This window comes from Gilvimarinus xylanilyticus (assembly GCF_024195295.1).
GTDB lineage: Bacteria > Pseudomonadota > Gammaproteobacteria > Pseudomonadales > Cellvibrionaceae > Gilvimarinus > Gilvimarinus xylanilyticus.
In genome coordinates this window covers 1,584,308-1,609,100 of record NZ_JAMFTH010000001.1, presented here as the reverse complement: position 1 = coordinate 1,609,100, position 24,793 = coordinate 1,584,308, and the positions used below count along the sequence as shown (strand labels likewise).

At 56.5% G+C, this 24,793-nt stretch carries 25 protein-coding genes and 1 other RNA gene; 23 read left to right on the top strand and 3 right to left on the bottom strand.

From position 1 onward, the window contains the following. Positions 1-168: 168 nt before the first annotated feature. The 3 genes from fabV to lpxL are packed head-to-tail and all read left to right on the top strand — an operon-like array spanning position 169 to position 3,190. Entirely contained in the window at positions 169-1,353 is a 1,185-nt protein-coding gene (gene fabV / locus M6D89_RS07025; protein WP_253967309.1) for an enoyl-ACP reductase FabV, read from the top strand. Between the two features lie 20 nt (positions 1,354-1,373). Further along, positions 1,374-2,270 (top strand): acyltransferase, encoded by an 897-nt coding sequence (locus M6D89_RS07020; RefSeq protein WP_253967308.1) that lies wholly within the window; start codon positions 1,374-1,376, stop codon positions 2,268-2,270. Beyond that, positions 2,270-3,190: an LpxL/LpxP family Kdo(2)-lipid IV(A) lauroyl/palmitoleoyl acyltransferase gene (lpxL, locus tag M6D89_RS07015; protein ID WP_253967307.1), complete on the top strand. Its 921-nt coding sequence runs from the start codon at positions 2,270-2,272 to the stop codon at positions 3,188-3,190. Before M6D89_RS07020 ends, lpxL begins: the two co-directional genes overlap by 1 nt. An 18-nt stretch (positions 3,191-3,208) precedes the next feature. On the opposite strand, the gene M6D89_RS07010 is transcribed toward lpxL, so the two are convergent. From M6D89_RS07010 to tpx, 3 genes are all read right to left on the bottom strand, one after another. Further along, the gene (locus M6D89_RS07010) at positions 3,209-3,556 is read right to left on the bottom strand and encodes a YbaN family protein (RefSeq protein WP_256504532.1); all 348 of its coding nucleotides are present in this window, start codon (positions 3,554-3,556) and stop codon (positions 3,209-3,211) included. A gap of 43 nt (positions 3,557-3,599) precedes the next feature. After that, on the bottom strand, positions 3,600-4,448 hold the full coding sequence (locus tag M6D89_RS07005; protein ID WP_253967306.1) for a 6-carboxytetrahydropterin synthase: 849 nt from the start codon (positions 4,446-4,448) through the stop codon (positions 3,600-3,602). 89 nt (positions 4,449-4,537) lie between these two features. Beyond that, positions 4,538-5,035 (bottom strand): thiol peroxidase, encoded by a 498-nt coding sequence (tpx, locus tag M6D89_RS07000; protein ID WP_253967305.1) that lies wholly within the window; start codon positions 5,033-5,035, stop codon positions 4,538-4,540. Between the two features lie 77 nt (positions 5,036-5,112). On the opposite strand from tpx, the gene M6D89_RS06995 reads away from it, so the two are divergent. The 20 genes from M6D89_RS06995 to M6D89_RS06900 all read left to right on the top strand — a co-directional run bounded on the left by M6D89_RS06995 (position 5,113) and on the right by M6D89_RS06900 (position 24,782). Beyond that, positions 5,113-6,606, top strand: a complete 1,494-nt coding sequence (locus tag M6D89_RS06995; protein WP_253967304.1) for an AbgT family transporter — start codon at positions 5,113-5,115, stop codon at positions 6,604-6,606. Between the two features lie 91 nt (positions 6,607-6,697). Next, positions 6,698-6,794: signal recognition particle sRNA small type (gene ffs / locus M6D89_RS06990), an RNA gene on the top strand. A gap of 107 nt (positions 6,795-6,901) precedes the next feature. Then, entirely contained in the window at positions 6,902-8,920 is a 2,019-nt protein-coding gene (gene dnaX, locus M6D89_RS06985; RefSeq protein ID WP_253967303.1) for a DNA polymerase III subunit gamma/tau, read from the top strand. Between the two features lie 23 nt (positions 8,921-8,943). Next, a complete protein-coding gene (locus tag M6D89_RS06980) occupies positions 8,944-9,264 on the top strand; it encodes a YbaB/EbfC family nucleoid-associated protein (RefSeq protein WP_472924532.1) in 321 nt (106 codons plus the stop codon). A 14-nt stretch (positions 9,265-9,278) separates the two neighbouring features. Beyond that, the gene (recR, locus tag M6D89_RS06975) at positions 9,279-9,872 is read left to right on the top strand and encodes a recombination mediator RecR (protein WP_253967301.1); all 594 of its coding nucleotides are present in this window, start codon (positions 9,279-9,281) and stop codon (positions 9,870-9,872) included. 8 nt (positions 9,873-9,880) lie between these two features. Then, entirely contained in the window at positions 9,881-11,023 is a 1,143-nt protein-coding gene (rnd, locus tag M6D89_RS06970) for a ribonuclease D (RefSeq protein ID WP_253967300.1), read from the top strand. 1 nt (position 11,024) lies between these two features. Beyond that, positions 11,025-11,318, top strand: coding sequence for a YcgL domain-containing protein (locus M6D89_RS06965; RefSeq protein ID WP_253967299.1), 294 nt, complete (start codon positions 11,025-11,027; stop codon positions 11,316-11,318). After that, positions 11,311-11,757, top strand: coding sequence for a YcgN family cysteine cluster protein (locus M6D89_RS06960; RefSeq protein ID WP_253967298.1), 447 nt, complete (start codon positions 11,311-11,313; stop codon positions 11,755-11,757). The genes M6D89_RS06965 and M6D89_RS06960 overlap by 8 nt, the downstream gene beginning before the upstream one ends. Beyond that, a complete protein-coding gene (locus M6D89_RS06955) occupies positions 11,757-12,110 on the top strand; it encodes a hypothetical protein (RefSeq protein ID WP_253967297.1) in 354 nt (117 codons plus the stop codon). Before M6D89_RS06960 ends, M6D89_RS06955 begins: the two co-directional genes overlap by 1 nt. Before the next feature lie 47 nt (positions 12,111-12,157). Further along, on the top strand, positions 12,158-14,161 hold the full coding sequence (locus M6D89_RS06950) for a vWA domain-containing protein (RefSeq protein WP_253967296.1): 2,004 nt from the start codon (positions 12,158-12,160) through the stop codon (positions 14,159-14,161). Further along, entirely contained in the window at positions 14,161-14,592 is a 432-nt protein-coding gene (locus tag M6D89_RS06945; RefSeq protein WP_253967295.1) for a GNAT family N-acetyltransferase, read from the top strand. Before M6D89_RS06950 ends, M6D89_RS06945 begins: the two co-directional genes overlap by 1 nt. Continuing rightward, positions 14,585-15,373, top strand: a complete 789-nt coding sequence (locus tag M6D89_RS06940; RefSeq protein WP_253967294.1) for a class II glutamine amidotransferase — start codon at positions 14,585-14,587, stop codon at positions 15,371-15,373. The genes M6D89_RS06945 and M6D89_RS06940 overlap by 8 nt, the downstream gene beginning before the upstream one ends. Positions 15,374-15,764: 391 nt before the next feature. Beyond that, the gene (locus tag M6D89_RS06935; protein ID WP_253967293.1) at positions 15,765-16,235 is read left to right on the top strand and encodes a Dps family protein; all 471 of its coding nucleotides are present in this window, start codon (positions 15,765-15,767) and stop codon (positions 16,233-16,235) included. Positions 16,236-16,406: 171 nt separating this feature from the next. Further along, complete coding sequence (hrpA, locus tag M6D89_RS06930; protein ID WP_253967292.1) at positions 16,407-20,315, top strand: ATP-dependent RNA helicase HrpA; 3,909 nt, start codon at positions 16,407-16,409, stop codon at positions 20,313-20,315. 94 nt (positions 20,316-20,409) lie between these two features. Next, on the top strand, positions 20,410-20,796 hold the full coding sequence (locus tag M6D89_RS06925; protein WP_253967291.1) for an HvfA family oxazolone/thioamide-modified RiPP metallophore: 387 nt from the start codon (positions 20,410-20,412) through the stop codon (positions 20,794-20,796). Next, complete coding sequence (locus M6D89_RS06920) at positions 20,793-21,638, top strand: HvfB family MNIO-type RiPP peptide maturase (RefSeq protein ID WP_253967290.1); 846 nt, start codon at positions 20,793-20,795, stop codon at positions 21,636-21,638. The genes M6D89_RS06925 and M6D89_RS06920 overlap by 4 nt, the downstream gene beginning before the upstream one ends. After that, on the top strand, positions 21,635-22,381 hold the full coding sequence (locus tag M6D89_RS06915) for an HvfC family RiPP maturation protein (protein WP_253967289.1): 747 nt from the start codon (positions 21,635-21,637) through the stop codon (positions 22,379-22,381). The genes M6D89_RS06920 and M6D89_RS06915 overlap by 4 nt, the downstream gene beginning before the upstream one ends. Positions 22,382-22,552: 171 nt before the next feature. Further along, on the top strand, positions 22,553-23,458 hold the full coding sequence (locus tag M6D89_RS06910) for a porin (RefSeq protein ID WP_253967288.1): 906 nt from the start codon (positions 22,553-22,555) through the stop codon (positions 23,456-23,458). Beyond that, the gene (locus M6D89_RS06905) at positions 23,458-23,910 is read left to right on the top strand and encodes a hypothetical protein (RefSeq protein WP_253967287.1); all 453 of its coding nucleotides are present in this window, start codon (positions 23,458-23,460) and stop codon (positions 23,908-23,910) included. Before M6D89_RS06910 ends, M6D89_RS06905 begins: the two co-directional genes overlap by 1 nt. 98 nt (positions 23,911-24,008) lie before the next feature. Further along, the gene (locus M6D89_RS06900) at positions 24,009-24,782 is read left to right on the top strand and encodes an MlaA family lipoprotein (protein WP_253967286.1); all 774 of its coding nucleotides are present in this window, start codon (positions 24,009-24,011) and stop codon (positions 24,780-24,782) included. Positions 24,783-24,793: the final 11 nt, after the last annotated feature.

Here is a 24,793-nt window from a genome sequence, read left to right as displayed (position 1 = left end):
GCTCATTTGGTCGGGCCAATATGAAAGCCGTGCCCTGGGGCAGATACTCAGGAGATCACACTGGTCGTTGCTACCCCAAGAGCACTATAATGGCCGCAATTTTTTCAGACCTAGGGCCCGGAAAAGAGGCTTAGGTCGATAATTTGGGATAAACAGGACTGAATGAATATGATTATCAAGCCAAAAGTACGCGGTTTTATCTGCATTAACGCCCACCCGCAGGGCTGCGCCGCCCATGTGCAGGAGCAAATTGACTACACCAAGGCCCAAGGCACTATTGACGGTGGCCCTAAGAATGTCCTGGTGATTGGCTGCTCGACCGGCTACGGGCTGGCTTCGCGCATTACCGCCGCCTTTGGCAGTGGCGCCAAAACCCTGGGTTTGTGCTTTGAAAAGCCACCCACCGAGCGCAAAACCGGCTCGGCCGGCTACTACAATACAGCGGCCTTCCACGCTGCCGCCGAAAAAGAGGGCCTGTATGCCCGCACTATCAACGGCGACGCCTTCAGCAATGAGATTAAAGCCGATGCGATTGCGGCTATTAAAGAAGATCTGGGCAAGATTGACTTGGTGGTTTACTCGCTGGCCTCGCCCCGTCGCACCGACCCCAACACCGGTGAGACCTATAATTCGGTACTGAAACCCATTGGCGAAGGCTATACCGCCAAAAACCTGAATACCGATACCCTGAAAATTTCCGATGTCACCGTCGAGCCCGCCACTGACGAAGAGATTAACAACACCGTTAAAGTTATGGGTGGCGAAGACTGGGAAATGTGGATGGACGCTCTGGCCGAAGCCGATGTGCTGGCCGAAGGCGCCAAGACCGTGGCCTACACCTATTTGGGCGATAAATTGACCTGGCCCATCTATGGTCACGCCACCATCGGTAAAGCCAAGGAAGATTTGGACCGCGCCGCGAGTGCCATTGCCAAACGCCTGTCGGATAAAAGCGTCGATGCCAATGTGGCCGTGCTTAAAGCGCTGGTGACTCAGGCCAGCTCCGCCATTCCGGTCATGCCTTTGTATATGTCCATTCTGTTTAAAGTGATGAAAGAAAAGGGCACCCACGAAGGTTGCATTGAACAATTGCAGCGTCTGTTTACCGAGTGCCTTTACACCGAAAACCCGCGTCTGGACGATGCCAACCGTTTCCGCGTGGATAACAAAGAGTTGGACCCAGACACCCAGGCCGAGGTGGAAGCCATTTGGCCTCAGGTGACCGAAGAAAACCTGATGCAGACCACCGACTACCAAACCTATAACAGCGACTTCCTAAAGCTGTTTGGTTTTGGTTTTGATGGCGTCGATTACGAAGCCGACACCTCGCCACTGGTTAAACACAACTTTTAAGGCGTTTGCGGGTGGCGGTAATGGGGCATGTGCGGGCGTTGATCAGCCTCAGTTTGTTTGTGCTGGTCACGCTGATTATCGGCGTGCCCCTGATTTTATTGTCCCTGACCAAGGCGGTGCTGTATCGCAGCCGCTGGCGAGCCATGTTAACGCGCTGGTTGGATAAAACCGCCAGCGCCTGGATCAGCTGCAATAATTTTCATCAGCGGTTGTTGTTGCCAACCCGGATTAGCGTAGACGGGCCTGACACTTTTGCCCGGCGCGAGTGGTTTATGTTGGTGGTAAACCACCAGAGTTGGGTGGACATTCTGGTGATCTTGCGGGTGCTGAATCGTCGGGTGCCGTACTTTAAGTTTTTCTTAAAAACCTCACTGGCCTGGATTCCGATTCTGGGAATGGCGTTTTGGGCGCTGGATTTTCCCTTTATGCGGCGTCACAGCAAAGAGCAAATTGCCCGCGACCCCAGCCTGGCCGGTAAAGACTTGGCCACCACCCGCAAGCAGTGCGAGCGCTACAGCAATAAGCCCGTGACGATTATCAGCTACCTGGAAGGCACGCGCTTTACCCCGCAAAAACACGCCGCGCAGCAGTCGCCGTTTAAAAACCTGCTGATTCCCAAAGCGGGCGGGCTGGCGTTTACCCTAGCGGCGATGGAGGGGCGTTTGCATACGCTTTTGGATGTAACCATTCATTTCCCCGAAGGGCGCCCCAGTTTTTGGCAGTATCTGGCAGGCGAGGTCGGCGAGATTAACGTGGTGATCGTCGAGCGCGAGATTGACCCGTCGTTGCTGGGCAATTATACCGACCTTCAGTTTCGCACTCATTTCCAACGCTGGGTGAATGGTATTTGGCAGGAAAAAGACGAGCTGCTCACGCGCCTTGATCAACAAGCAGAGGCGGATAAAGGTAAACATTGATGAAGCGAACCCACTTTTCTGCAGCGCTGCTGCACCCGCGTTACTGGCTGTTTTGGTTAGGTGCCGGGCTGTGGTTTTTACTGGCGCAGCTGCCCTATAAATGGCAAATGTGGATGGCGAAAAAGCTGGCACCGCTGTTGGCGTTAAACAAAAAGCGCATCAACTACGGGCGCATTAATTTAAAACACTGCTTTCCCGATTTGAGTGAGGCCGAGCGCGAAGATTTGCTCAAACGCAACGCCGAGTCCATGGCGGCGGCTATGTTTGAAACCGGTATTGGCTGGTTCTGGCCCCAGTGGCGCTTGCGCAAACTACACACCGTTACCGGAGTCGAGCATTTGCGCCAAGCCGAGGAAGATGGCGTGGGCGTACTGTTATTGACCACACATTTCAGTACCCTGGATATCGGCAGTGCGTTCTTGGGTTGCCACACCGAATACGATGGACTCTACCGCCCCCACAGCAATGCAGTGTACGATTACTTGCAGCGCAAGGGGCGCGAAACCTACTGCAAAACCGGTATCGCTATTCCCCGCGATAGTATTCGCACCGTGATCGCGCATCTGCGCCGTGGGCGTGCGGTATGGTATGCGCCTGATCGCGATCTGGGCCCCAAAAACAGCGTATTTGTCGACTTTTTTGGGGTTCCCACCGCGATGATTACCGCCACCAGTAAAATTGTCGCATTGGGAAAAGCCCGGGTGATTCCCTTTACCCAGTTTCGCCGCGACGATGGTACCGGCTATGATGTGGTGATTCATCCGCCGTTTGAAAACTTCCCCAGCGGCGATGAGGTAGCGGACACCCAGCGCATCGCAAGCTTTATGGAAAGCGAGATTGCCAAGGCGCCCGAGCAATATTTTTGGGCCCAGAAGCGCTTTAAAACCCGGCCCGAAGGTGAAGACAGCTTTTACGAGTAGCCCGCCGCTGCGCCATGTTCAGGCATCCGGTCGACTCCACAGGTAGGCGGTAACGCCAACAAAAATAACCGCGCAGGTGCCTACCACCCAGAGATTAGCGCCGACCAGAAACATAATGGCCAAGCTGCCCAGCAAGAGCAGCGGGGTCAGGCGTTTGGCGTAGCGGGGCACGGCTTTGTGGTCGTGCCAGGCTTTTAAGGTTGGGCCAAAGGTTCGGTGGCGATAGAGCCAGCGGTGTAATCGCGGCGAGCCGCGTGAGGCTGCCCAGGCGGCGACGAGCAAAAATGGCACTGTGGGCAGTACCGGAAAGAAGGCCCCAAGCATGCCCAAGAACAAGCTCGCCCAGGCGAGGATGAGCCAGGGCAGACGCAGTAAAAGCGTCGATTTAGGTTGGGCAGGTGGTTCGCCGCTAACGATAGGCCTCGGCCCCTTTATTGATGCCCTCGTAGGCGCGAATGCGCAGATCCGTGTTGGGGTGCGCGCGGGCGGTTTCCGCGGCGATATGCTGGGCTAAACATTCCACCGTCGTGTCAGTATCGATCAAGTAGCAGCGCGCCTGCGGCAGGCGCAGGGTGAACTCGCCCTGAGGGGCCTGGTAGGTAAACTCCAGATAATCTACCCCATCCAAGGTAACCGCGTGCAAAATATCTTCGCGGGTACCGATGTATATATCGCGCCACAGTTCGGCCCAGTGTTTCTCCAGCGTCGGGGCTTTGTCGCCGTCTTGCCAGATATCAATGCGCGAGCGGTGACCATGGGCAATGCGCTGGCAGTTGCCATCGTGTTTTTTAAGGCCGTGGCTGTAGTGATAAAAGGCGCCGTCAATGGTCTCGGTGGAGAAATCTAATTCTAACTTTTCCAGCTTTTGTGCAAAGGCGATTTCCAGCTGGGTTTCGCACCAGCGGGCAATGGAGTCGGCATCCAAGACTTCGGCGTCTACCAGGGCGACCGCCTGGCGCGGGCTGCTCATAAAAATATGGCTGCCGTCGTCCAGCTGCCAAGTCAGTTCCAGTCGGTCGTCTGTCTCGCGAAGGGTTAAATGCGGTGAGCGTGCCGGTACCGCCAGGCGGTGGTCCAGCTCGGTATCTAACCAGTGGCGCACCACTTTTTTAACCCGGCCAAAGTCGCACACCATGCTCTGTTCATTTAAATCGCCGTGCAGGCGAATATTCGCCAGCCAGGTTTCGCCGACCAGACCACGCTCCGGGTCCAGGTAACTGAAATCCACATTGGTGAGGTTGTCGACAAATAGCAGCATAGTGAGGCCATACAGTTGAGGGGGCGCCTATGATACCACTCAGCTGATTGAAAAAAAGTGCCGGTGACAGAGGCCACCGGCGAAGGGGGTTAAGCTAATGCTTTCAGTGCGGCGTCGTAATCCGGCTCGTCCGCCACTTCAGAGACCAGCTGGGTGTAGCTGACCTGGCCGTTTTCGTTAATCACCACCACGGCGCGGGCGGTCACGCCGGCCAGCGGGCCGTCAACCAGCTTTACACCATATTGGTCGGCAAAATCCGAGCGAAAGGCCGAGCCGGTAACTACATTGTCCAACCCTTCGGCGCCGCAAAAGCGTGCCTGGGCGAAGGGCAGGTCGTGGGATACACAAACCACCGTGGTGTTGTCCAGGCTGCTGGCTTTTTCATTAAAGGTGCGCACTGATTGGGCGCAAGTAGGGGTGTCGACACTGGGGAAAATGTTTAAAACCACTTTTTGGCCTTTCATATCGCTCAGGTTCAGCTCGCTCAAATCGGCTTTTACCAGAGTAAAGGCCGGGGCGTTTTGGCCCGAGGCGGGCAGGTCGCCATTGGTATTGATAGGATTGCCTTTCAAAGTAACCGTGGCCATAGTGTTCTCCATCGTTAAATGTGTGTAGTCACTGATGTGGTGGCGCTGTAAGTAAAATCAAGTGGGAAGAAATCACAATGCCAGCACAAAATGACAGTTTTTGGATACGGCGCTTAAGCGCGCTGGAGAAACTGGGCAACCGCTTGCCCGCGCCGGTCACTTTATTTGTGGGCTTGGCGGTGATTATTGCGTTGGCCTCAGCGCTGGCAGCGCACCTGAATTGGCAGTTAAGCGCGCCTGGCAGCGAGCGGGTGCTTGCGGCGCGCAGCTTGTTATCGGCCGAGGGGCTGCGCTGGGCGCTGACCCATGCGGTGGATAATTTTACCGGTTTTGCTCCGGTAGGGGCGGTACTGGTGACCATGCTGGGCTTGGGGGTGGCCGAACGCGCGGGGCTTTTGCAAGCCTTGTTGATGCGCTTGGTGATGGCGCTGCCGGATCGCTGGTTAAGCTTTGCGGTGGTGCTGGCCGGTATTGTTTCTAATATCGCCTTTGATGTGGGTTACGTGCTGCTGATTCCGCTGGCCGGTTTGCTTTTTAAGGCCGCCGGGCGCTCGCCTTTGGCCGGTATTGCCGCTTGTTTTGCCGGGGTGTCGGCCGGTTACAGCGCCAACTTTTTGCTGGGTCCGGCGGATGTCATGTTGGCGGGGCTGTCGAGCGAGGCGCTGCGATTAGTCGAGCCTGGGGGCGAAGTGAGCGTGGCGGCCAATTACTATTTCACGGCATTCTCGACGCCCGTTTTGGCGTTGGTGGGTACGTGGGTGAGCGAGAAAATCGTCGGCCCCTATCTGGCGCAAACCGAAACTCGGGAGCCGACCGAGGCCGGCGCCGATACTCTTGAGGCGCCGGTTCCACCCCATGGCCCAGCGCTGCGGTGGGTGCTTGGGTTTAGTGTTTGTTTTGCGCTACTGGTACTGGCGCTGGTGTTGCCCGCAGGCTCGCCCCTGGCGGCGGGCGAGGGAAATGCTTTAAAGGCTTTGGTGCCGTTAATTGCCCTTTACGCCGCCGGTGCCGGTTGGGTGTACGGCAAGCGCAGCGGTCGCTTTGATAAACCCGGCGAGGCGACTCGCGGTATGGAGCAGGCGATGGTGTCGCTCGCCGGTTATTTGGTATTGATGTTTTTCGCCGCTCAAGCGGTGGCTTGGTTTGGTTGGAGTGGCTTGGGGCAATTACTGGCGGCCAGCGGTGCCCAGCTGTTGGCGGGTTTTGAGGGCAATGTGGTGGTGCTGTTGCTCGCGTTTATAGTGATCAGCGCGGCCATTAACTTGTTTGTGGGCAGTGCCTCGGCCAAGTGGGGTCTGCTGGCACCGGTGTTTGTGCCCATGTTGCTGCTGCTCGGGGTGGCGCCCGAACAGAGTCAAATGGCCTATCGCATTGGCGACAGTGTCACCAATATTATCACCCCGTTAATGCCGTATTTCGCGGTGGTGCTGGCCTTTGCCGCGCGCTACCGACCGGGGATTGGGGTGGGCACCCTAATCGCGATGATGCTGCCTTATTCGCTGGCGTTTCTGTGCGCCTGGACACTGTTGTTCGCGGTGTGGCTGGGGGTGGGCTTGCCGTTAGGGTTTTAACGGTAAATTCCTCGGCGCCCTTGCAAAGCACTATCAACTTGCGGATAATGCGCGGCCTCGACAGACAGCTCTGTCGCTGCAGTGGTGGCCCTGCCGGTCCCCTCGCAATGATTAGCCGTGAACCCCGCCAGGCCCGGAAGGGAGCAACGGTAGCGGTGAAATCATGTGCCGGGGTGTGGCTGGTGGGGTCATCTCCAATTATCCCTTCTACTTGTCTGATCTTCTCTCTGCCCGTGTTTATTTGCCGCCGGTAAAGCTATAATCGGTCCTTTTCATTGGCGATATTGAGGAAGGCATGAGCTATCAGGTTCTGGCACGAAAGTGGCGTCCCCGCACATTCCGCGACCTTGTGGGGCAAGAGCATGTGCTAAGGGCTCTGGTCAATGCGCTGGACCACGACCGACTCCACCACGCCTATCTGTTTACCGGCACCCGTGGGGTGGGTAAAACCACCATTGCCCGTATTCTCGCCAAATGCCTTAACTGTGAAGTCGGTGTGAGTTCGACCCCCTGTGGTCAGTGCACCGCCTGTGTGGAAATTGCCGAAAACCGCTTTGTGGACTTGATTGAGGTGGACGCCGCCAGCCGCACCAAGGTGGAAGACACCCGTGAGCTGCTGGAAAACGTGCAGTACGCGCCCACCCGGGGCCGCTACAAGGTGTACCTGATCGATGAGGTGCACATGCTGTCCACCCATTCGTTTAACGCCCTGTTAAAAACCCTGGAAGAGCCGCCGCCCCACGTTAAATTCCTGTTGGCGACCACCGACCCCCAGCGTTTGCCGGTGACGATTTTATCGCGCTGTCTGCAGTTCAATTTAAAGAATATGACCCCGGAAATGGTCACTGGCCATCTCAAGCATGTGCTGGAAACCGAGATGGTGCCCTTTGAGGAAAGCGCCCTGTGGCAGCTGGGGCGCGCCGCTGACGGCAGTATGCGCGACGCCCTGAGCTTGACCGATCAGGCCATTGCCTTTGGCTCGGGCAAGGTGAGCGAGGCCGAAGTGCGCGCCATGCTGGGCACCATTGATCGCAGCGCGGTTTACGATATTTTGCGCGCGCTGGTGGCCGGAGACGGCAAGGCGGTACTGGAAGCGGTGGCGCAAATGGCCGAGCATGCACCGGATTTTGCCGCCGCTCTGGCCGATTTATTGTCTATTTTGCATCGTATTGCCATTGGCCAGGCCCTGCCCGAGGCGGTGGACAACAGCCACGGCGATCGCGACCAGGTGCTGAAGCTGGCCACGGAGTTGCCCCCGGAAGATGTCCAGCTGTTTTATCAGACAGGCTTGTTAGGTAGGCGCGATCTTCCCCTGGCGCCCGATCCGCGTGCGGGCATTGAAATGGTGCTGCTGCGCATGCTGGCCTTTAGGCCTCAAGGTGTGACGGATATTCCCACCCGCACTCTCTCGGCCGATCAGGGGCAGGCGGCTAAGCCGACACCGGCGCCGCAATCCGCGCAGGCATCCGCCGATGTGTCAGCCCATCCCCCGGCTGGGGCACCCCAGCAATCACCTGTTGCTGATACCCCGTCTGATGCAAACGCTGCAATAGCGCCAGCGTCCGGCGCTGAAACTCAACCGGCGTCAGGCGCCGACGAGCCCACCGCGGCACAGACTGCACCGCAAGCGGCCGCGCAGCCCGAGCCGGCTGAGGTACCAGTCTCTGAGACTGTGCCTCCTCAGCCTGCCCCTACCCAGTCAGCACCAGAAGACCCGCCCCCCTGGGATGAGGCACCACCGAATATGGGCGAGCCCGAGGAGTATGCCCCTGCCGAGCCGGCCCCGCCCGAGCCCGGCCCGGCGGCAGCGCTCGCCCAGGTGCTGGAGCAAACCGCGCCCGCTGAGCCAGAGCCGGCTCCAGAACCCAAGGCTCCGGTCCCAGCGCCCGCTGCGAAAGAGCCGGTAGCCAAAGTCAGCTTGGCCGATACTGCGCCCCACACCTGGCCGCAGATTTTTCTGGGGCTGGACGTGGGCGGGGTGGTGAAAAACATTGCCGCTAACTGTGAGTTAATTGGCCGTGAGCACAACCAGTTGAATTTTATTCTGGATGAAAACAACAGCAGCCTGTTTGGCGATGGCCAGCAGCAGCGCTTGGCCGATGCCCTGAGTGATTACTTTGGCGAGCCGGTGCGCGCGCTGATTCAGCCGGGCGCCGTCAATACTGAGACCCCGGCGCAAATTGCCACGCGCAAACGCAGCGAGCGACTGGCCCAAGCGGTTGAAGCGGTTAAGTCTGACCCCATAGTGCAGCAACTGATTGAACATTTTTCCGCCGAGCTGAATATCGAATCGGTTCAGCCGGTAGATTCCTAACCGATTAAAGAGGTGACACCATGATGAAAGGCATGGGCGATTTAATGAAGCAGGCGCAAGAGATGCAAGAGCGCATGCAAAAGATGCAGGAAGAGCTGGCCAATGCCGAGGTTGAAGGCCAAGCTGGCGCGGGAATGGTTTCGGTGATTATGACCGGACGCCACGACGTAAAAAGCGTAAAGATCGACGACAGCCTGATGGGTGAAGACAAAGAAATGCTGGAAGACCTACTGGCCGCCGCGGTGAACGATGCCGTGCGCCGGGTGGAGAGCAACAGCAAAGATAAAATGTCCGAGATGACCTCGGGCATGGGGATGCCCCCGGGCTTTAAAATGCCGTTTTAACGGCTAAGGCGAGTATGTTCAGCCCCTTAATTGATGAGTTAATGCAAGCGCTGCGCTGTCTGCCGGGGGTGGGCCCCAAGTCGGCTCAGCGCATGGCCATGCAACTGTTAGAGCATGATCGCGGCGGCGCGACCCGGCTGGCCGATTGCCTGAGTCGCGCGGTCGAGGGCGTGGCCCGCTGCCAGCGTTGCCGCACCCTAACCGAACAACCTTTGTGTGGGGTGTGCAGTAACGAGCGGCGCGACAACACACTCCTGTGCGTGGTAGAGACTCCCGCCGATGTGCTGGCCATTGAACAGGCCGGCAGTTATCAGGGTAAATACTTTGTCCTGCTCGGGCACTTATCGCCCATCGATGGCGTGGGGCCGGAAGATATCGGCATTGATCAGTTAATGACGCTGTTAGACGCCGAACCGGTCAGCGAGATTATTCTCGCCACCAACCCTACCGTGGAAGGGGAGGCCACCGCCTACTACATCAGCGAACGCGCTCGACGCGCCGGCATTACCGTATCGCGCATTGCGCATGGGGTGCCCTTGGGCGGCGAGCTTGAATACATCGATGGCGGCACCCTGGCTCACGCCTTTTCCAGCCGTCGCACGCTATAAGCGAGCTTATGCACATTCCTACCGAGCCCACCTGGGTCGACGATAACGAAACACTACGACAGCTGTGCGAGCGCTGGTCGGGGCAGGCGGCCATTGCCGTGGATACCGAATTTATGCGCAGCGATACCTTCTATCCCATTGCCGGTTTAATCCAGGTGGGCGATGGCCATGGCTGCTATTTGATTGACCCCCAGGCGATCACCGATTTTTCGCCTCTCGTCGAGCTGTGGCAAAATCCGGGTGTCACCAAAGTGCTGCATGCCTGCTCAGAAGACTTGGAAGTGTTCGCCGTCTTGCTGGACGCCTTGCCCGCCCCCCTGTTTGATACTCAAGTGGCAGCGGCCTTTGCTGGCTGCGGCTATTCGCTGGGTTACGCCGGTTTGGTGCGCGAGCTGCTGGGTATTGAGATTCCCAAAGGCGAGACTCGCTCTGATTGGCTGGCTCGACCCTTAAGTGTTGCGCAAACCGAATACGCAGCGCTTGATGTTGCTCACTTGTTAATTGTGTACGGCAAGTTGCTTAAAACGCTCAAAGAGCAGGGGCGCCTTGCCTGGGTGCACGCCGAGTGCGATGCCCAGATTGCCGCGGCGGCCGCCCCCAATGATTTAAGCCAGGCCTATTTAAAAGCGGGCTTAGGTTGGAAGTTACCACCGCGCGGCGTGGCCGCCTTGCAACAGCTGTGTCTGTGGCGCGAGCAAGAGGCGCGGGCGCGGAATATTCCCCGCAACCGTTTGCTAAAAGAGCAACCACTGTACGAAATTGCCCGGCGCCTGCCCGAGGATTACGCCGGCTTACGGCGCATTGAAGGTATTCCCAAGCGCACCCTAAGCGATGACGGCGACCATTTGCTGCAGCTGGTGCAACAGGCCCGCGAGCTGCCTGAAAGTCAATTGCCCACCCGAATGTCCCCCCCTCTAGCCCGCGAATATGGCGCGGCCATGAAAACCATGAAAGCCTGGGTGCGCGAGCGCGCCGAACAAATCGGTTTGCCGCCCGAGTTGCTGATTCGCAAAAAAGAGTACGAACACCTGGTGCGCAGCTTTGCCGCCGGGCAGCTGGAACTGCCCCAGCGTTTAACAGGCTGGCGCTATGAAGTGTTGGGTAAAGATTTACAGCAGGTCGCCGAGCGGGCCTTGCAAGAGGTAAGGTAAAATGAAAGTTATCTGTCAGATTTACCGCAGCAGTCGCGACCCGGGTATGTACCTGTACTGCAAAAAAGCCGAGGGGCTGGCAAAAGTACCCGAGGCGCTGATGCAGCGCTTTGGCCGCGCCGAACCGGCGCTGGTGCTCGCGCTGGATAAAAACCGCAAGCTGGCCCACGCCGATATCGAAAAAGTCCTGGCCAAGCTGGACAGCGATGGCTACTACCTGCAAATGCCTCCCTTGAGCCAAATGGATGCCGAAGCCCTGGCGGTGCAAGCGAACAACTCTAAACTTAATGGCTGAGCAAGTTTTCTGGCAGCGTAAACGTCTGCACGAAATGAGTCGGGCCGAATGGGAGTCGCTTTGCGACGGCTGCGGCAAATGCTGCCTGCACAAACTTGAGGACGAAGACACGGGCGAGGTTTACTATACTAATGTGGCCTGTAAGCTGTTGGATACTGCCACCTGTCGCTGCACCGATTATTCGCACCGACAACAAAAAGTACCCGATTGTCTGGTCTTAACGCCCGCCGATGTGGCCGAGTTTCACTGGTTACCCAATACTTGTGCTTACCGCTTGTTGGCCGAGGGGCGGCCGCTGCCCGGTTGGCACCCGTTATTAACGGGCGACCCGGAATCGGTGCACCATGTTGATATTTCGGTGGCCCATAAGGTTTACCGCGAAGACGACGTCGACCCGGACGATTTACAAGAGCATATTATTTACTGGATGGATGAATAATGGATAAACAGATGTTGGCCTGGTGTGTTTATCTCGCCGGTGGCGTTTTGCTGGGGTTGTTCGTATGGCGAATCACCCGCAACTGGTCGCGCTATATCAGGCATTTTTTATTGGTCACTTACGCCGTATTGGTGTTCACGCCGTTTAGTTTAAACCTGGCTGACAAGCCGGACGTTTACGCCCCGGCGCTGTTTATCGCGGTGTTAAACACCCTGTTTCAGGGCGAGGATGCGGGGCTGGATGCAGCAGTGACCCTGGCGTTAATCTGGATAGTGGCGCTGGTGGTTTCCATGGGGTATTTAATCGCCAGCAGTTTCTGGCGTCGTCCCAAAGCGGTTGCCAGCGAGGAGTAATTCGCCCAGGCCGATCTCGGCTGTACATATTATAAAAAGGGGAGGTCATGCGGGTTTATCGAGTCGTGGCGTGGTTTACCTTGGTTCTGTTCGCGGCGTCGACGTTGTCGGCAGAGCCCGAGCCCCAAAGCGGGGCCGATGTTCGCCTGTTGGTGGATGTCTCCGGCAGTATGCAGGGCAATGATCCGAATGGGCTGCGCCGCGAAGCCATCGCCCTGATTGTTAAACTGTTGGACAGCGACAGCCACGCGGGCGTCTGGACTTTTGGCAGTGATGTAAAACTGCAGGTGCCCTTTGCCCCGACGGAGCAAAACTGGCAGTCCCTGGCGCTGGAACAAGTGTCGGCGATACACGCCCGCGGGCTCTACACGCCCATTGGTGATGCCCTGCGCCAGGCCTCGCGTATGTCGCCCCAAAGCTCGCGCAGCGATATTATTTTGCTTACTGACGGCAAGGTCGATGTCAGTCAAGATGCTAAAGCGAATGCACGCGAACGCCAAACAATTCTCACCGAACTGCTACCAAGTTTAAAGACGCAGCACTTTCGCATTCACACCATCGCGCTTTCAGACGATGCCGACACCCAGCTGCTAAGCTCGCTGTCGCGCGCGACCGACGGATTATTTGTGGTGGCCCACAGCGCCGCCGAACTGATGCAGGCGTATCTGCAAATACTCGATCAAGCGGTGGTGCGCGAGCGCTTGCCCTTAGAGGGCAACGAGTTTCATGTGGACAGTCGGGTGCAGGAGTTGACCGCCCTGGTGTTTCGCCCGAACCCGGGGCGGGGCACTCGCCTGCAACAACCCGATGGCCAGGTACTGTCCCAGTCCCAACCCGGCGACCATACCCGCTGGCACAGTGCCGATGGCTACGATTTAATTACCGTGAGCGACCCCGCCACCGGGCGTTGGGAAGTGCTGGGGCAGGCCCACGAGCAAAACCGTATTACCCTGTTAAGTGATCTGCGAGTACGGCTTGCGCCTTTGCCTAGCCATTTACCGGCGGGCGAGCCGCTGGTGTTTAAGTTTTGTTATACGGACAGTGGCGAAGTGCTTGCCGATCCGGCTTTTCTTAAGCTGGTGCGGTCTCGCCTGCAAGCCAAGCGCGAAGACGGGGCCTGGCGCACGGCGACGGGCAGTGCGGTTACCGACAGTCGCGGGTGTCTGCGCCAGGAGTTGACAGGCCTGGTGGAGCCTGGTTTGTATCAGGTGCGCCTGTTGATCGACGGCAAAACCTTTAGCCGCGAGCTGCGCCACAGTGTGCGGGTGGAGTCACTGTTTGGGGTGCAGCTGGAGCGCCATATGCGTGACGGGCAGGTAAGCTATACGGTGCGGGTGACACCTCAGCATGCAACCATTGATAAGCAAACGTCGGCGGTGGTGGCCCATGTGCACGACTCGAACGGCGACTCGTCAATGCGTGCAATGGATTTAACCGAGGCCGGTTACTGGCAATTGGAGTTTATTCCGGACAAACCGGCGCGCACGGTTATTGAACTTGAGGCGAGCGGCACGCAACTGGACGGTACAGAGTTTACTCAAGCTCTACCCACACAATATGTGCGCTACCCCACGGTGGACGATCCGGTATTGGATGCCTCCGACCCCGAGGTTCTCGCTTTGGAGCAACAGCTGGCGCGCGAGCGCGCCGCTCTTGAGGCCGAGCGCAAGGCCTTTGCCGCGCAGCAAACACATCAATCCAGCTCGCAGGCGTCCTCTGCCGCCCTCGCGGTTAACAGGGCCGCCCCAGCGGCCGAACCCAAAGACTCGGGGCTGGGGTGGTGGACCATCGCGGCAATCACAATCGCCAATATCGCGTTGGCGGCGGCGTTGTATTGGCTCTATCGGCGTTTTCGCAAAAGCGATGTTCAATCCGAACTGGACGATATTGAACAGCAGCTGCAAAGTGGGGAAGCCGCCGCTGAGGAGTCGGCCGATGTCCCTCAGGTCGAAGATCCCATGATAGAGCTGGATGACCTTCAGGCCGATGTGGACGATTTATTACCTATGGATGAAATTGATAACGGCAGCGCGGATAAGGACGCGAAGTAATGGCCCTGCATGCGCTGGCGTTGCAAGATTATCCGACCATGACGCGCCTGTACCGCGCGTGGGGCGAGAAAGCCAAATGCGGTAAACGCGATCGTGTTTACACCTGGCAAGCGCCCGACATAATGGCCGCCGCTCGTATTTTAGAGCCCGCCGCTGGGGTATACCTGCTGCGACATTTAACGGTGGCGCCCGAACACCGGCGCCGGGGAGTTGCCCGGTCGCTCATGCAGGCGCTACTGCCGCTCAATCTGCCCCTGTATTGTTATTGTCGCCCCTATCTGGGCGGGTTTTATCAATCGCTGGGGTTGGTGTCTCTGGCGGCTGCTCAAGTGCCGGCCGCGATTGCCGAACCCTACGAACGATACCAAAAAAACGGCAAAGACTTTATGCTGATGGGAACTGAGGTCAAAGGAGAGCACAAGGGTGTGTGAACTGTTGGGCATGTCGGCCAATGTGCCGACCGATTTATGTTTTAGCTTTACCGGTTTGTTGCAGCGCGGCGGCGGCACAGGCCCCCATCGCGACGGTTGGGGTGTAGTGTTTTACGAGGGCAAAGGCATTCGCGCCTTTCGCGACAGCGCGCCCAGTGTAGATTCTGAAATCGCCGCGCTGGTCAGCCGGTTTCCCATGAAAAGCGAAATTGCCATCAGCCATATTCGCGAGGCCAATGTCGGGGCGGTCAATTTGGAAAACACCCATCCCTTTGTGCGCGAGCTGTGGGGCCAAAACTGGACCTTTGCCCACAATGGCCAACTGGCCGATGCCGCCGGCCTGCCGTTAGGGGAGTTTGTTCCCGTGGGTACCACCGACAGCGAGCATGTGTTTTGCTGGCTGCTGGCCAAGATTCGTGATCGGTTTGAATCCCCCCAGCGTATCGATGCCAACCGAATCGCTTACTGGAGCCAGCTTAAGCATTGGTGCGATCATTTGCGAGAAATGGGGGTGGCCAACTTGCTGTTTAGCGAGGGGCGTTATTTATACGCTTACTGCAGCACAAAACTGCACTGGCTGACCCGCAAAGCACCCTTTGGCGAGGCCAGGCTCAGCGACGCCGACTTGGCGGTGGATTTTGGCGAACACACTACACCCAATGATATTGTCACTGTGATTGCGACCAATCCATTAACGGCCAATGAGCAATGGCAGGCGATGACGCCCGGGGAGTTAATTGTTTTTGATGCCGGTCAAATTATCTTTCAGGCCGAGGATTGAGAATGCCGCAGCCGTCCCAATTGTAAAGAGTAATGGTGGCAATAGGCCAAAGCCATTGGCCCCAATGGGCTTTAAGCGTAATAATAGCTTAGGGCGCCTCTACTAATACAGGTTCGTCTCTGCGCGAGTCCAAAACGCTCACTCAGCAAGGCGCTTTTCGCCGCTAATGGCCGTAGCCCTTAGCAAGAAGAGCAACACAGCGGATGGGCGTTTTGGCCGTGCCCTTCGGGGCCTCCAGGGCTCCCCGATCTCTGTGTTGGCTTCGCTCGACGGGCAACAAGCCCGTCTTCGCAAAGCCGCCTTGATCTCGGAAAGCCCTGGGGGCCAGAGGCGATTCTGTATTAATAGAGGCGCCCTTTATACATTGATGGAAACGAACCAGGAGGTATTTATGGACATCGATATTGGTATTAATCAGGCGGATCGCAAAGAGCTGGCCGAAGGCCTGTCCCGCGTATTGGCAGACACCTACACCCTGTACCTAAAAACGCACAACTACCACTGGAATGTGACTGGCCCCATGTTTCAAACGCTGCACCTAATGTTTGAAAACCAGTACACCGAGCTGGCGGCAGCGGTGGATGATTTGGCCGAGCGTATTCGTTCTCTGGGCTACCCGGCGCCGGGCACCTACAAGGCTTACGCCGAGCTGTCTACCATTAAAGAAGAAGAGGGCGTGCCCACCGCCAAAGAGATGATTGCCAATCTGGTGGCGGGACAAGAGTCGGTGGTTAAAACCGCGCGCTCGCTTTACCCCGCGGTCGACAAGGCCAATGATGAAGCCACTGGCGATCTGCTCACCCAGCGCATTCAGCTGCACGAGAAAACCGCCTGGATGCTGCGCTCACTGCTTGAAGAGTAATCTTCCTGCCCCGGCAATACCGTCTCGCGGCGGTATTGCCGACTCTTCTCTGCATAATCGAAACCTCTCTCCGGTCAAGGTACAATAGCGCCCGTTTGTAGTTGCGGCACGATGCCTGGCAGTAAGCTCTTACGCTACCCACCACAGGTGATCGTCCATTCTGGAGAAGTTATGTCAGTATTACCCGTCAATCTGGATCAGCCGTTATCGCAAGTGCTGCTGCGCGACCGTCATCGCCTACAGCGCAAGGCGCAGGATATTCGCGCGCGGGAAAAGGACGGCAAGCCGGTGGACCAGATGATCGAGCGCTGGCAAGCCGAGTGGCAGCAGTCCAAAGATCGGGTCGCCGCGCGGGCCAAACAGTGCCCCCAGACAATTGAATTTCCCGAAAACCTGCCGGTATGTGGCAAGCGCGACGATATAGCGGCGCTCATCCGCGATCACCAGGTGGTGGTGTTGGCGGGGGAAACGGGCTCGGGTAAGACCACACAAATTCCCAAAATATGCCTAGAGTTGGGACTCGGGGTGCGCGGCACCATTGGTCACACTCAGCCGCGCCGTATCGCCGCGCAAACCGTTGCCGCCCGGGTCGCCGAAGAATTGCACAGCCCTTTGGGTGACACCGTGGGTTACCAGGTGCGTTTTACCGAACAGGCTCACGAAAATACCTTAATTAAAGTAATGACCGACGGGATTTTGCTGGCCGAAATTCAGCAGGATCCGTTTCTCAATCGCTACGATACCCTGATTATTGATGAGGCCCACGAGCGCAGTTTAAACATCGATTTTCTGCTGGGCTATTTAAAGCAGCTACTGCCCAAGCGCCCGGACTTAAAGCTGATTATTACCTCGGCTACCATTGATGTAGAGCGTTTTTCTAAACACTTTAACGATGCGCCGGTGATTGAAGTCTCGGGTCGCACTTACCCGGTCGAGGTCTGGTATCGCCCGCCCGCCGATAGCGACAGCGACGATCCCAATATCTACCAGAGCATTATCGACGCGGTCGAAGAAATAGATCGCCACGAGCGCAAAACCGGTAAAGGTCGCGGCGGGGATATCCTGGTGTTTTTAAGCGGTGAACGCGAAATTCGCGAAACCGCCAAGCAACTGCGCCACGCCGATGTGCGTCACTACGAAGTGCTGCCGTTTTACGCGCGCCTGAGTATGGCCGAACAAACCCGGGTGTTCTCCGGTCATAAAGGGCGACGAATTGTGCTGGCCACCAACGTGGCCGAAACCTCTATTACGGTGCCTGGCATTCGCTATGTGATTGACACGGGTGTGGCTCGCGTAAGCCGCTACAGCGTGCGTACCAAAGTCCAGCGCTTGCCCATCGAGCCCATATCCCAGGCCAGCGCCAACCAGCGCAAAGGCCGTTGCGGCCGGGTCAGTGACGGTATTTGTGTGCGCCTGTACAGCGAAGAGGATTTTTTAAGCCGCCCCGAGTTTACCGATGCGGAAATTCTGCGCACTAACTTGGGGGCGGTCATTCTGCAAATGCTGCAACTGCGCATTGGTGATATCCACAAATTTCCTTTTGTGGATGCGCCCGATTCGCGCCTGATTAACGACGGTTTTAAATTACTGCAAGAGTTGCATGCAGTTGATCACAAGCAAAAGCTAACCAAAGATGGACGGCGTCTGGCACAACTGTCCGTCGACCCGACCCTGGGGCGGATGCTTTTGGCGGCGGATAAACTGGGCTCGCTGGAGGAAGTTCTGATTGTGGTCAGCGCTCTGTCCATTCAAGACCCGCGCGAAAGACCCGCCGAAAAGCAGCAGGCCGCCGACCAAATGCATCGCCGCTTTTGGGACGATCACTCGGATTTTATTGCCTATGTAAACTTGTGGAACTATTACGAACAGCAGCGCCAGGATTTGTCGCAAAACCAGTTGCGTAAACTGTGCAAAAAAGAATTTTTGTCGTTTATGCGCATGCGTGAATGGCGAGATATTCATCGCCAGCTTAAATTAATTTGTAAAAAGTTAAATCTCAGTTTCAATCGCGAGCCGGCCGGTTACAACTCGGTGCATCAGGCGCTGGTGACCGGACTTTTGGGGAATATCGGTTTCCATAACGAGGGGCGCGAGTACCTGGGCGCGCGCAATCGCAAGTTTTCAATTTTTCCCGGCTCTTCGCAGCACAAAAAACGCCCCAAATGGATGGTGGCGGCGCAGCTTCTGGAAACCTCACAGCTGTTTGCCATGGATGTGGGCAAGGTTGAACCCGAGTGGTTGCTCGATGCCGCCAAACACTTGGTCAAACGCAACCACTTTGAACCCCACTATGATCCGCGTTCGGGGCAGGTAAAAGCCTTTGAAAAGGTCACCTTATACGGTTTGACTCTGGTTGAGCGTCAGCGGGTTAACTACAGTCAGATAAACCCCACTGAGTGCCGCGAAGTATTTATTCGCGCTGCTTTGGTAGAGGGGCGCTATGTAAAGCGCGGGCAAAAGCCGCCGCCGTTTTTCCGCCATAATCAGAACCTGGTGGACGAGCTTGAGGCGTTAGAGGCGAAATCGCGGCGCCGGGATATTCTTGCCGAGGACGAAACCATATACGCCTTTTACGACGAGCGCATTCCCGCCGAAGTAATTAACCGGGCCGGCTTTGAAGCCTGGCGCAAAGAGGCCGAGCAAGCGCAACCGGATTTACTAAAAATACCCCGCGAGCGTTTAATGCAGCGCGCGGTCACCGATATTACCGAAGCTCAGTTTCCCGAAACCTTGGAATGGCAGGGCATTAGCTTTCCGCTCAGCTATCACTTTAGCCCCGGCAGCGACGATGACGGGGTTAGCGTATCCGTGCCGGTCAGCCTGTTGCACGAACTGCCCGAGCACCGACTGGATTGGTTGGTGCCGGGGTTGTTGCGCGATAAGTGCATCGATATGGTGAAAGCGCTGCCCAAGCCAATCCGCAAACACTTTGTGCCCGTGCCGGATGTAGTGGATAAAGCCCTGGCGGCCATGGCACCGGACAATATTCCCCTGACCGAGGCATTGGCGCACCAGTTAAAACGCCAAACCCTGGTAGAGGTAAAAGACAGCGACTGGGCACTGGAGAAGCTGGAAGATTTTTACCGTTTTACTATCAAAGTCGTTGATGATCGCGGTAAAACCATTGCGGCGAGCCGCGATCTGGCGGATTTGCGTGCGCGCTATAAAGAAAAGGTGCAAAGCAATATTCGCGATGCCGCCGACGATATGACCCGCGAGGGCATCACCCGCTGGGACAGCCCGCTGCCTGAGACCGTAGAGCTAAAACGCAAGGGTATTAGCATTCGCGCCTATCCGGCCCTGGTGGATAAAGCCGATTCTGCGTCGATGGAGGTGTTGGACGATCCGCGCCAGGCGCACGACCACTCTCTGGCCGGGGTGGCGCGGCTGATTTTGCTCGAGTGTCGCGACACAGTGAAGTATCTGCACAAAGAGTTGCTTAAAGGCAAAGAGCTGGGCCTGACCGTGGTGCAAATAGGCAAGCGCGCCGACGTAGTGGACGATATTTGTATGGCCGCCGCGCGCCAGTTGGGTCTACCGGGCGGTGAACTCCCTCGCGATGAGGCCGCCTTTGCCGCAGCCGTGGCTAAGGTCAAACCCGATCTGGTGGAGCGCGCGCAACAGTTGGAGGCCACACTGGTGGATAGCCTGGCCAAGGTGGTAGGGGTGAAGAAGTCTCTTAAACAGAGTAAAAACGCCCTGGCCATTGCCCTGGCGGCCGGTGATATCAGCCACCAGCTGGACGGTTTGTTCTACCCCAAAATGGTGTTTCACACCCCGTTTGATTGGTTTACCGAATACCCCCGGTATTTAGGGGCCATTGTTTTACGTCTGGAAAAAGCGGCCTTAAACGTCCAAAAGGACCGCTTGATGATGGTGGAAATCGAGCCCCACCAAGCGCGCCTAGAAGAGTATTTAACCAAGCATGGCGATTATCTCCTGCGTGAAAACCCGGCGCTTGAGCGCTACCGCTGGGGTATTGAAGAGCTACGGGTATCGCTGTTTGCGCAGACGCTGAAAACCAAATTTCCGGTATCGGCCAAGCGTTTGAACAAACTCTGGCAAGAGGCTACAGGCTAAAAACGCGAGCTGGTAGTAACAATTTGCGGGGTAAATCCACTATAGTAAAGCGGTTGGCGAGAGTTTTAATGACTTTTACTGTGGAGAAAACAATATGAATAAATCATTTAAATCCCCTATGGCAGCGGCGGTAGGCGCCGCGTTTATTGCTGGTATGTCGGCCGCACCTATGGCGGCTGCCGATGAAAACCCCTTTGCCGCCCAGTCGCTGGATGGCGGTTACAAGCTTGCCGCTGATCACAGCGAAGGCAAGTGTGGCGAGGGCAAATGCGGCGAAGAGAAGGCCGACAAAGAGGGCCGGTGCGGCGGTGAGAAAGCCGAGGGCGAAGGCAAGTGCGGCGAGGGAAAATGTGGCGCCGATAAGCCCGCCAAGGCTGAGAAAGAAGGTAAATGTGGCGAAGGTAAATGCGGCGGCGATAAGGCCGAAGCCAAAGCCGATAAAGAAGGTAAATGCGGCGAGGGTAAGTGCGGCCACGAATGAGTGAGCATCGCTTCGAGGTTTCCGGTGCGGGCCTGGGCCTGCGCCGAAGCCTTTTAACTGGCCTGAGTGATGTCGGGCCAGACAGCATTAATTTTATGGAAGTGGCGCCCGAAAACTGGATAGGCGTGGGCGGGCGTTTGGCAAAACAGCTGCGCGCCTACACCGAGCGTTTCCCTTTTGTCTGCCATGGGCTGTCGCTCTCGATTGGTTCGCGCGATCCGCTTAACGAAGATCTGCTGCGTTCGGTGAAACGGTTTATGACCGAGCATAATATTCGCGGCTATTCTGAACATTTAAGCTTTTGCAGCGACGAGGGCCAGCTGTATGACTTGTTGCCCATTCCCTTTACCGAAGATTCTGTGCACCGGGTGGCTGCCCGTATTCGCCGGGCCCAGGATATTCTGGGGCAGCGTATCGCCATAGAAAACGCCTCTTACTATTGCGCGCCGGGGCAGCAAATGAGCGAGAGCGAGTTTATTAACCAAGTCGTAGCCGAGGCCGATTGCAGCTTGCTGCTGGATATTAACAATATTGTGGTCAACAGCATTAACCACCGCTACGATGCCGACGCCTTTTTGCGCAGCTTGCCCCTCGAGCGGGTGGCCTACGCGCATATTGCCGGGCACTACCACGAGGCCGAAGATCTGCGCGTGGATACCCACGGCGCGCCGGTAGAAGCGCCTGCTTGGCAGCTACTGGAGACCTTTTACCAACTGTCTGGCCCTGTTCCCACACTGCTTGAACGCGATTTTAACCTTCCCCCCATCCCGGAGTTGCTGGCAGAAGTGGGGCAGATTCGCCGCTATCAGCATCAGGCTCAGCCCGAGCTGGCCCCGGCATGAGTACCGCTGGCGAAACCCTCCAGGCACGGTTTGCAAAGTATTTACGCGATCCAGATGGACAGCCGGCTCCGGACGATATTGAGGCGCGGCGCCTAACTATCTACCGCGATTTAATCTACAACAATATCGAAGGCTTTATCGCCGGCGGGTTTCCCGTCCTGCGGGAAATACTCTCCGACTCGGCGTGGCACGCCCTGGTGCGGGACTTTGTCCAGCGCCACCACAGTCAAAGCCCGTATTTTTTAGAAATCAGCCAGGAGTTTTTGCACTACCTGCAGCGAGAGCGCCCGCCAACCCCCTCAGACCCCCCGTTTTTGCTTGAGCTCGCCCACTATGAGTGGGTTGAACTGGCTCTGGACGTCGCCATCGCCGAACTGCCCGAGGTGGAGAGGGTGGATAGCCTGTTGTCGCACCGGATTCAGGTCTCGCCTTTGTTGTGGTGCCTTAGCTATCGCTATCCGGTGCATTTGTTAGGGCGAGACTTTCAGCCCTCAGAGGCCCCGGATGCTATGACTTTTCTACTAGTGTATCGCAACCGCGCCGATCGAGTGGAGTTTATGCTCTCCAATGAGATTACTTTGAGGTTTATCAAATTATTACAGTCCGGTGACGGTACTGGCGAGCAGATGTTGGCTACCTTGGCTGCGGAAATTGCCCATCCCACCCCCTCGCAGTTGCTTCCCTTTGCCTCCGACTTGCTCGCAGACCTGCAAACGCGGGATATTTTATGGGCTAAACCGTAAAACTGAGGCTATGCTTGCAGTAGGTGACGGTGGTGCCGACATTTCAAAATAAGATAGCTATTGTCACAATACTGAAACATTTTGCCCTCAGTATGCGGCGCTGTTGTCATTAAACTGTCATTAAAAATTAACCGTAGTGACACTGAATTGTCATTTAGGGGTGAAAAGCACATGCAAAAAAAGATTTTAGGGGTTGCAGCTCTGGCATTGGTGGGACAGTCGGCGGGCGCCGTTACCCTATATGGTAAGGCTAATGTGGCTTTGCAACACGCCGATGAAGCCGGCGACCGCGAGATCGAACTGCAGAGTAATTCGTCGCGCATTGGCTTAATGGGCGATAACGCCATTGCCGAGGACGTGCTGGTGATTTACCGGCTCGAGTACGAAACCAGTGTGGACGATGGCGATAAAGACGGCCAAACCCTCACCCAGCGCAACATTTATTTGGGGCTGCAAACCCGCTATGGCACCTTAATGGGCGGTGTTTACGATTCGCCGTTGAAAACCTCGGCTTCAAAGGTGGATCTGTTTAATGACCTCGAGGGCGATATCCGCAATATTTTTGCCGGTGAAAACCGCAGCAAGAACGTGGTGCAGTATGTTAGCCCCAAATCCTGGGGGCCGCTAACTGCCAAAGCGGCTTATGTAACCAAGGAAACCGATGGTATCGACGGCTGGTCGACCTCGCTGGCCTACGACAATAATGGCTTGTATTTAGCGGCGGCGGTCGATCGGGACATTGAAGAGAATGTCGAAGATCAGAAAACCCTGCGCTTGGTAAGCTCCTATACCCTGGGCGCGGTTATGCTGGGCGCCGCCTGGGAGAAGTACGAGCAACAGACCAACGAGGGCAACGGCTATTTTGCCTCACTGCAGTGGAAGCTGACTGATAAGTGGATTTTTAAAACCCAATACGGCCAATCCGATATTAAGGTAGAGGGCCGCGAGACGTTCAGTATTGGCGGCGACTACAAGTTCGATAAGCGCACCCGAGCGTTTGTCTACTACACTAACAATGAAGACGATGTGATTCGCGATGATAACTATCTGGGCGTGGGGATGGAGCTGAAGTTTTAATGTCAAATCGTCTGCAAACACTGAGCCTGACGCTGATACTGGCTCTGGTCAGCATTGGGGCCCGCGCCGAGCGGGCCGAATGCGAGCCGGCTGTGGATATGATCGAATCCAATGACGCGGTCAATCGTATTTCGGAATGCGATTATCGCGATGAAGGGTTAAATGGCTGGTTGGCGAACTTGGGGGGAAGCGATGAGCCCAGGTCTGCCGATACCGCGCCTGCCAATATCACGCCAACCTCCCAAGAGGCGATGGGGGAAAAGGGGTTTGGTTTTAAGCAGACCGTATCCGATCCTCTAAGCTTAGTTCAAGCGCGTTACTCGATAGCTCAGCAAGCTGCCGCTCGGTGTGCTCCACGGGTGGCGAATTTGGTAACAGAAGCCTATAAATCTGACAAACAAGGGACAGTGTTAGTGATGCAGTTCCGCTGTGACGGCGAAAGCGACGATTGATTGACGCGCTTTGATTGTATTGCTCAGGCGGATTCGCTAAAATATGAACCATCATTCATTTTTGGTTGAATCCAACCACCTATTCCATGGAAAACAGGATGACTTCCTACCGTTTTGTTTTGTGCTCCGGCTCAAGCCAACCCTTTAGCTTTTGCTTTAAAGGGTTTTTGGGTGTTTTGGCGCTGGTAATCGCGCTTAGTGCCGGTGGCGCTGCGGCCCAAACCCAAGATCCGCAGGACCCTTGGGAAGACTTTAACCGCGCCATGTTCGCCTTTAATGACACCGCTGATCGCTATGTCATCAAGCCGGTGGCTAAGGGGTATGTCAAAGTGACGCCCAGCCCCCTGCGTCAGGGGGTGAGCAACGTGTTTTACAACCTGCTGGAAGTGCGCAATGTTTTTAACGATTTACTCCAGGCAAAGTTTGGCCAGGCGGGTAAAGATACGGGGCGTTTCTTAATTAATTCGACCCTGGGGGTCGCGGGTATTTTCGATGTCGCCGCGCATATGGGGCTCAACCGTGCCGAGGGGGAAGACTTTGGCCAAACCCTAGCAGCGTGGGGTGTCTCCGACGGCCCCTATATCGTACTGCCCGTGTTTGGTCCCCGCACTCTGCGCGACGCTGCGGCAACTCCGGTGGATTGGTTTACCGACCCTAAAACCTATATTGGTCACACCCGCACCAGTTATGAAATAAAAGTGGCCGAGCTGGTGGACACCCGCGCTCGTTTGCTGAGCCTTGAGCAGGATATCGGCGCCGACAAGTACACCTTGTTTCGTGATATCTACCTGCAGCGCCGCGAATATTTGATTAACGATGGCGAGGTAGAAGACGAGTTCGGCAGTGGGTTGGACGACTTCGACGATTTTTAATCTCAGTCTGC

Excerpts from the sequence above, each read along its gene's own strand:
- fabV (WP_253967309.1), top strand. The coding sequence starts at position 169 with ATGATTATCAAGCCAAAAGTACGCGGTTTTATCTGCATTAACGCCCAC.
- M6D89_RS07020 (WP_253967308.1), top strand. The coding sequence starts at position 1,374 with ATGGGGCATGTGCGGGCGTTGATCAGCCTCAGTTTGTTTGTGCTGGTC.
- lpxL (WP_253967307.1), top strand. The coding sequence starts at position 2,270 with ATGAAGCGAACCCACTTTTCTGCAGCGCTGCTGCACCCGCGTTACTGG.
- M6D89_RS07005 (WP_253967306.1), bottom strand. The coding sequence starts at position 4,448 with ATGCTGCTATTTGTCGACAACCTCACCAATGTGGATTTCAGTTACCTG.
- tpx (WP_253967305.1), bottom strand. The coding sequence starts at position 5,035 with ATGGCCACGGTTACTTTGAAAGGCAATCCTATCAATACCAATGGCGAC.
- M6D89_RS06995 (WP_253967304.1), top strand. The coding sequence starts at position 5,113 with ATGCCAGCACAAAATGACAGTTTTTGGATACGGCGCTTAAGCGCGCTG.
- dnaX (WP_253967303.1), top strand. The coding sequence starts at position 6,902 with ATGAGCTATCAGGTTCTGGCACGAAAGTGGCGTCCCCGCACATTCCGC.
- M6D89_RS06980 (WP_472924532.1), top strand. The coding sequence starts at position 8,944 with ATGAAAGGCATGGGCGATTTAATGAAGCAGGCGCAAGAGATGCAAGAG.
- recR (WP_253967301.1), top strand. The coding sequence starts at position 9,279 with ATGTTCAGCCCCTTAATTGATGAGTTAATGCAAGCGCTGCGCTGTCTG.
- rnd (WP_253967300.1), top strand. The coding sequence starts at position 9,881 with ATGCACATTCCTACCGAGCCCACCTGGGTCGACGATAACGAAACACTA.
- M6D89_RS06965 (WP_253967299.1), top strand. The coding sequence starts at position 11,025 with ATGAAAGTTATCTGTCAGATTTACCGCAGCAGTCGCGACCCGGGTATG.
- M6D89_RS06960 (WP_253967298.1), top strand. The coding sequence starts at position 11,311 with ATGGCTGAGCAAGTTTTCTGGCAGCGTAAACGTCTGCACGAAATGAGT.
- M6D89_RS06955 (WP_253967297.1), top strand. The coding sequence starts at position 11,757 with ATGGATAAACAGATGTTGGCCTGGTGTGTTTATCTCGCCGGTGGCGTT.
- M6D89_RS06950 (WP_253967296.1), top strand. The coding sequence starts at position 12,158 with ATGCGGGTTTATCGAGTCGTGGCGTGGTTTACCTTGGTTCTGTTCGCG.
- M6D89_RS06945 (WP_253967295.1), top strand. The coding sequence starts at position 14,161 with ATGGCCCTGCATGCGCTGGCGTTGCAAGATTATCCGACCATGACGCGC.
- M6D89_RS06935 (WP_253967293.1), top strand. The coding sequence starts at position 15,765 with ATGGACATCGATATTGGTATTAATCAGGCGGATCGCAAAGAGCTGGCC.
- hrpA (WP_253967292.1), top strand. The coding sequence starts at position 16,407 with ATGTCAGTATTACCCGTCAATCTGGATCAGCCGTTATCGCAAGTGCTG.
- M6D89_RS06925 (WP_253967291.1), top strand. The coding sequence starts at position 20,410 with ATGAATAAATCATTTAAATCCCCTATGGCAGCGGCGGTAGGCGCCGCG.
- M6D89_RS06920 (WP_253967290.1), top strand. The coding sequence starts at position 20,793 with ATGAGTGAGCATCGCTTCGAGGTTTCCGGTGCGGGCCTGGGCCTGCGC.
- M6D89_RS06915 (WP_253967289.1), top strand. The coding sequence starts at position 21,635 with ATGAGTACCGCTGGCGAAACCCTCCAGGCACGGTTTGCAAAGTATTTA.
- M6D89_RS06910 (WP_253967288.1), top strand. The coding sequence starts at position 22,553 with ATGCAAAAAAAGATTTTAGGGGTTGCAGCTCTGGCATTGGTGGGACAG.
- M6D89_RS06905 (WP_253967287.1), top strand. The coding sequence starts at position 23,458 with ATGTCAAATCGTCTGCAAACACTGAGCCTGACGCTGATACTGGCTCTG.
- M6D89_RS06900 (WP_253967286.1), top strand. The coding sequence starts at position 24,009 with ATGACTTCCTACCGTTTTGTTTTGTGCTCCGGCTCAAGCCAACCCTTT.